5 protein-coding genes are annotated in these 4,857 nt (G+C 64.5%); 1 reads left to right on the top strand and 4 read right to left on the bottom strand.

Annotated elements, in window-relative coordinates; all coding sequences use genetic code 11:
- Positions 1 to 73: 73 nt before the first annotated feature.
- On the bottom strand, positions 74 to 2,119 hold the full coding sequence (locus AC5JJ6_RS41645) for an elongation factor G (RefSeq protein ID WP_496047694.1): 2,046 nt from the start codon (positions 2,117 to 2,119) through the stop codon (positions 74 to 76).
- Positions 2,120 to 2,360: 241 nt separating this feature from the next.
- Positions 2,361 to 2,645, bottom strand: coding sequence for a hypothetical protein (locus tag AC5JJ6_RS41640; RefSeq protein ID WP_496047693.1), 285 nt, complete (start codon positions 2,643 to 2,645; stop codon positions 2,361 to 2,363).
- Between AC5JJ6_RS41640 and AC5JJ6_RS41635 the strand changes: the two genes are divergently transcribed.
- Positions 2,636 to 3,148, top strand: a complete 513-nt coding sequence (locus tag AC5JJ6_RS41635; protein WP_496047692.1) for a cache domain-containing protein — start codon at positions 2,636 to 2,638, stop codon at positions 3,146 to 3,148. The two genes, AC5JJ6_RS41640 and AC5JJ6_RS41635, sit on opposite strands and share 10 nt — an antisense overlap.
- Before the next feature lie 15 nt (positions 3,149 to 3,163).
- Here AC5JJ6_RS41635 and AC5JJ6_RS41630 read toward each other — a convergent pair whose 3' ends face one another.
- Positions 3,164 to 3,976, bottom strand: coding sequence for an aminotransferase class IV (locus tag AC5JJ6_RS41630; protein WP_496047691.1), 813 nt, complete (start codon positions 3,974 to 3,976; stop codon positions 3,164 to 3,166).
- The coding region (pabB, locus tag AC5JJ6_RS41625; RefSeq protein WP_496047690.1) for an aminodeoxychorismate synthase component I at positions 3,973 to 4,857 on the bottom strand (885 nt) is incomplete at its 5' end. The genes AC5JJ6_RS41630 and pabB, both read right to left, overlap by 4 nt.

Here is a 4,857-nt window from a genome sequence, read left to right as displayed (position 1 = left end):
ACCTGCCGAAACATACCTTGGCCCCGATCAAACGTTATATGCAAGTGGTTATAACGCTATCCCGCAACCTCTCTTATTGCGCCGCGACAGACGATTGCCGGATCTCGATCGCGCGGTCCGCCAGCCGCCCGGTCAGTTCCGCCAGATGGTCGAAGCTGGTGGTGAAGAAACCCAGCCCCAGCGTCAGCGACCGGAGTTCGACGATCAGGTCGTGGACTTCCGCCTCCGGCATCAGCGCCTTGACCTCGTCCCAGCCTTCCCAGCCCGGCCGGCCGTCGAAGCCCAGGATCTGGCCGCGCCGTCCCGTGATCAGGCGCTGCACCTTGGGGGTGAACTCGGTCGGCGCCGCGATGGTGACCTGAAGGATCGGCTCCAGCAGGACCGGATCGCATTTCGGCATGCCCTCGGTCATCGCCATGCGGCCGGCCGTCTTGAAGGCCTGCTCGCTGCTGTCGACCGCGTGGAACTGGCCGCTGATCAGGGTGACCGCCACATCGACCACGGGGAAGCCCAGCGGTCCCTGCACCAGGTATTCCTTGACGCCGGCCTCTACCGCCGGGATGAACTGCCGGGGCACGACGCCGCCCACGACCTTCTCGTCATAGGCGAAACCAGATCCGCGCGGCAGCGGCTTGATCTCGACCTGGACGTCGGCGAACTGTCCATGGCCGCCGGTCTGCCGCTTGAAGCGGGCATGCTGGGCCGTCGGCTTGCGGATCGTCTCGCGGTAGGCAACCGCCGGCATGCGCGACCGGACCGGCAGGTTGTATTTGGACCGCAGCCTGTCCATCGCGAGCTGGAGATGGATATCGCCCTGTCCCCACAGCACGATCTCGCCGGTGTCGGCATTGTTGGTGACGGAAAATGCAGGATCTTCCTCGGCGAGCTTCGCGATGGCTCCGGTCAGCTTGACCTCGTCGCTGCGCTGCTCGGCGGAAACCGCCAGGGCATAGACGGGTGCGGGAGGGGCCGGCCACAGCGGCGCCTTGACCTTGCCGCCCTGATCGTCCAGCACTTCGCCGGTCGCCACGTGTTCCATCCGCCCCAGCGCCACGACTTCGCCGGCGGACGCGCTGGAGAGCTTGTGCTGGTCGTGTCCCTGCATGCGGTAGATGCCGCTGACCCTGTCCCCTCCCAGCGTCTGCCCGTCGCTGACGGTGCCTTTCCAGACGCGGGCGAAGCTGAGCTTGCCGGCATGGGGGGCGTGGTAGGTCTTGAACACCTGGACGACGGTGTTGCCGTTCATCGGGATTTCCAGCCGCGCCGCCGCCGCTTCGGCTTCCGGCGCCTCATGGCGGAGCGCCTTCAGCAGGCGCCGCACGCCGTTGTCGTTCTCGGCCGAGCCGATGAAGACCGGCACGATCAGGTCGGACGCCAGATCCTTGGCAAGCTGCCGGTAGATCTCTTCCTTGTCGGGAGCGACGTCTTCCAGAAGCTGTTCCAGCAAGCTGTCGTCGAAGTCGGACAGGGCTTCCAGAAGCTCCTGCCGGGCCGTCTGCTCGCGCTCGCGCACGGTGGCCGGCACCTCGACCAGGTTGGACGGCGCATGCGGGTTGTAGTGATACGCCCGCTCGCTGACCAGATCGACATAGCCGGTGATCGTATCGCCGTCGCGGGTCGGCACTTCGCGCAGCACCAGGGGCCTTGAAGACACCGCCTGAAGCGCCTGCATCAGGTCGCGCACCCGGATTTCCTGGGTGTCCAGACTGTCCACCTTGTTGATGAACAGGATGTGGGGAATGCCGTTGTCGTCCAGGAACTTGAACAGCGGGGCCAGCATCGGCGCCTTGTCCGGAACGGGCTCGCACACGACGACCGCGACGTCGGCGACCATCAGCGAGGTCTGCGCTTCGGCTCCCAGTTCGACCGATCCGGGACAGTCCAGGAAGGTCCAGCGTTCGCCCAGGTACTCGGCGTTGGCAAGCCCGACCTCGACGCTCATCTTGCGGGCTCGGGCTTCGGGCGCGCTGTCGCCTACAGTGTTGCCATCCTTGACGCTGCCTTTTCGGCTGACCGCCCCAGCCGCGAACAACAGGCTCTCCATCAAGGTGGTCTTGCCGCTTAGATAGGGGCCGACGAGGGCGGCGCAGCGTGGCCCCGCTGATCTGGTGCTTGGCATTCGGAACCTCCCAGTACCGTACAAGCGCGATCTGGGGCGTCCGTGGGACCGGCCGGATCAAAATGAGAACGGCCGTGGGCGCCCTCGATCCTTTACCAATTTTGGTATTTGTGATGGTCCTCCCGCCGGTTCGCGCTGTCCATGAAAAAGCGCATGCTGCGCTGCCGCAATGTTGCGACAGTCTGACCAGGGAGATTATCGTGCCGGGTTCCAGTTCTGCCGTCTCACTGATTGTTCGTGATCAAACCATCTTCTTGCAAACAATATCAAAACTCCAGCCATCGTCTTGGGTGAGTTGAGCCGGGCCGGCCGGATGTCTTGCGGGAGAAACACCCGCCTCATCACATGGTCCATCGAACCAGAAGCGGATCGCGGGCAATTTATTGACATTTATTCTATTTGATATATTCCTTTTGGTGCGCCGAGACAGGCTGCCGTTTGCCGGGAATTGCTGGCCGGCTTCCTGACAGGAGGCAAACCATTCGTCCGAAATGGCCGGGCCGGGGAAAAGAACCGATGATGTCATGGATTTCCGCAACGACCCGCCGTCTGGCCGCCGCTGCGGCATTTGCCCTCGCGATCATTTCGGCAGTGGGTGTGCCCGGATCATGTGTTCCGGGATCCGCCCACGCGGAGACTCTGAAGCCGACTCCGGACGAAGTCGTGGATCTTACCCGGAGAGCCGTCGCGATCGTCGAGACCCAGGGGGTCGAGGCCGCAAGGGAACTTTTCAACAAGGAGGGCGAGTTCAAGTTCGGCGAGATCTACGTCAACCTGCTCGACTTCAAGGGAGCCTGGCTGATCTACCCGCCACGGCCGGCCAGTGTCGGGCTCAACGTCATCTATCTCAAGGACGCCGACGGCAAGTCCCTGATCCAGGACATCATCAGGACCGCGCGCGACAGCGGCGAGGGCTGGGTCGAATATCGCTGGATCAACCCTGTCACCAACAGGGTCGAACCGAAGCTGACCTACGTCAAGCGGGTCGCCGGCAAGGACATCGCCGCCTCCATCGGCATCTACAAGTGACGTCCTCCCATCCCGTCATCTCAGATCGCGGTAGATCTCCGCCGCCGCATCGTGCAACTCGCGCCCTTCCGGCCGGACGCCGCCGCCAAGCGCGCTCAGGCGCCGCACACCCAGGCTGTTGACCGAAACGACTTCGTCGGCGCGTTCGAGGTCGGCCGGCGTCAGGCTCCTCTCCGTGATGGTCAGTCGCTCCAGCAGCCTGCGGCGCACCGTACCGGGCAAAGCGCCGTCGCCGGCCGGCGGCGTCGCCATCTCCTTGCCGAAACGCACCATCAGGTTGGCAGCGGTAAAGCAGGCGACGTTTCCCCGTCCGTTCAGGAGCACCGCGTCGTCGAAGCCCCGTTCGTTCGCTTCGCCGAGTGCGATGATGTTGTCCAGATAGCCCAGCGACTTGATCCGCGAGAGCGGGGAAAACTCGTTCCGCCGCGTCCTTGTCGCGACGATGGCGGTGAAGCTGTCGGGTCTCGACGGCAATCCCGCCGCCGTGATGCAGACTGTCGGTACCGCATCCGGGGAAGGGGCCAGTCCCCGCACGCCTTGCCCTCGGGTGACGGTCAGCCGAAGGACGCCCTCGGCCATGCCATTGGCCTCGCGGGTGTCCTCCAGGTGCCGGGCCAGATCACGGTCCCGGGCCAGATGCGGAAACCCAAGGATATCGAGTGCCGCCGTCAGCCGCTCCAGGTGAGCCTGGACGTCGACCACGCCGCCGTTCCGCACGCGTAACGTCTCGAAGACTCCATCGCCCAGCGTGAAACCACGGTCCGCCAAAGCGATGCCGGCGCCTGGCTGGCCGACGATCCCGTCGTTCAGGAAACACTTCGCGGTCATTCTTCCAGCTCCCGCACCTTCGACCGGCTTTTGGTGACGGCAGCGACCAATGCCGCCGCCTTCAACTCGATCTCCGCCACCTCGTCCGCCGGATCGGAAAGCGCCACGATGGCGCCCCCGGTCCCGACCGTGCTCGTCTGCCCATCCGAAACGATGGTCCGGATCACGATATTCAGATCGGCCGCACCGTCGAGGCTGAAGAAGCCGATGCTTCCGGAATAGATGCCGCGCGGCGTCCCTTCCAGCCGCTCGATGATCTCCATGGTGCGCCGCTTGGGAGCGCCGGTCATCGATCCGCCGGGGAACGTGGCGCGAAAGCAGTCCACCGCGTCGCACTCCGGCCGCAATCGCCCCTCTACCGTGGTCACGAGCTGGTGGACGGTGCGGTAGCTTTCCACATCCATAAGGCTCGGAACATGGACCGAACCGACCTGGCAGACGCGGCCCAGGTCGTTGCGCAGAAGGTCGGTGATCATCAGGTTTTCCGAACGGTCCTTTTCGTCGCCGGCCAAGGCGGCGCGCAGGCGCTCGTCCTCCTCCGGAGTCTTTCCACGCCGCCGGGTGCCCTTGATCGGCTTCGTCCGTACGGTGCCGGCGGGATCGATGCGGAGGAACTGTTCCGGCGAGGAGCAAAGGACACTCAGTTCCCCGAAGCGCAGATAGGCCGCATGGGGAGCGGGGTTGAGCCGGCGCAGCAGAAGGTAGGTCCCGAGCGGATCGTCCAGCGGCGGCAGATAGAGCCGGTTGGTCAGGCAAACCTCATAGGTCTCGCCGGCGCGGATTTCCTCAAGGCAGGTTTCGATCAGCCGAAGGTAGTCCGGGATGGAGTGATGCCAGGAAACACCAGGGGAACCGGTGGAATTCCGCTCATCCGTCGGACC

This window comes from Skermanella sp. (genome assembly GCF_059503625.1).
Note: the sequence above shows the minus strand (reverse complement) of the source record. Positions and strands in the feature narration are given on the sequence as shown.